Genomic DNA, 1,248 nt, shown 5'->3' on the forward strand with positions numbered 1-1,248 from the left:
AAGCACATCAAAGAGGTGAAAGTGAAGTGTTACACAAGGTTGTACAAGTCCGTTTATATCCGTCACTTGAGCAACAAACACAACTGGCTCAAACTTTTGGGTGTGCTAGATGGTGGTGGAATTATGCTCTAAATAAATCTATTGAGAATTACTTGGAGACGGGTAAGGGACTTGGCCGTGCTGCACTCAACGCATTTCTTCCTGCACTCAAAAAGGCAGAAGAGACTGTGTGGTTAGCTGATTGTTATAGCCAAGTTTTACAAGCTACAACACTTAATCTAACTAGGGCGTACAAAAACTTTTTTGAGAAACGTGCTGGATTTCCTAAGTTCAAATCCAAACATGGTAAACAGTCTATCCAGTATCCTCAAAACGTCAAGATTGTAGATGGCTTTGTTTTACTTCCTGGCAATATTGGGATAGTCAAAGCCAAAATACACAGGACTATTGAGGGGAAAATTAAAACTGTTACTGTAAGCAAAACGCCTTCTGGCAAATACCTTGCATCTATCCTGACTGAGTTAGATGATGAAAATCCGGTTATTTCAGAAGGTAAAATATATGGTATCGATTTGGGGCTAAAACACTTCGCTGTCGTCACTGACGGCGCTCATGTTTCCAAGTACGATAATCCCAAGCATCTTGCCAAACACGAGAAAAACCTCAAACGTAAGCAGAAAAAATTAGCACGTAAACAAAAAGGAAGTAATTCAAGAAATAGGTATAGAAAAGTTGTTGCCAAGGTGTACGAACGAGTTAGTAATTCGCGGCAAGATTTTCTACATAAACTTAGTTACAAGTTGGTCAGCGTAAGCCAAGCTGTCATAGGAGAAAATCTTCATGTTAAAGGCATGGTTCGTAATCACAAGTTGGCGAAATCAATATCTGATTGTGGCTGGGGAACATTCACCAACTTTTTAGCCTATAAGCTAGAACGCAGAGGTGGAAAGTTGATTGAAATTGATAGGTGGTTCCCCAGTTCAAAACTTTGCTCTAATTGTTTTTATCAGATTGGTGAGATGCCGTTGGATGTCCGTGAATGGACTTGCCCTCATTGCAATACTCATCACGAGCGGGACGCGAACGCCGCGCAGAATATTAGAGCAGAGGGTATCAGAATGATAAAGGCGGAAGGTTCAGCCGTCTCTGCTGTAGGAGGGGAGGTAAGTCATACTCTTGGGCGAAAGTCTAAGTTTAGGCACTCCCCTGTGATTACAGAAGCCCCAACTTCAACCGGACTCGGTAAGT

Annotated in this window: 1 protein-coding gene; it reads left to right on the plus strand. The window is 41.8% G+C overall.

The features are described from left to right. Positions 1-26: 26 nt before the first annotated feature. A partial coding sequence (locus CDG77_RS34985; RefSeq protein WP_094333665.1) for an RNA-guided endonuclease InsQ/TnpB family protein occupies positions 27-1,248 on the plus strand: 1,222 nt, incomplete at its 3' end.

The sequence above is a fragment of the Nostoc sp. 'Peltigera membranacea cyanobiont' 213 genome (genome assembly GCF_002245975.1).
Taxonomy (GTDB): domain Bacteria; phylum Cyanobacteriota; class Cyanobacteriia; order Cyanobacteriales; family Nostocaceae; genus Nostoc.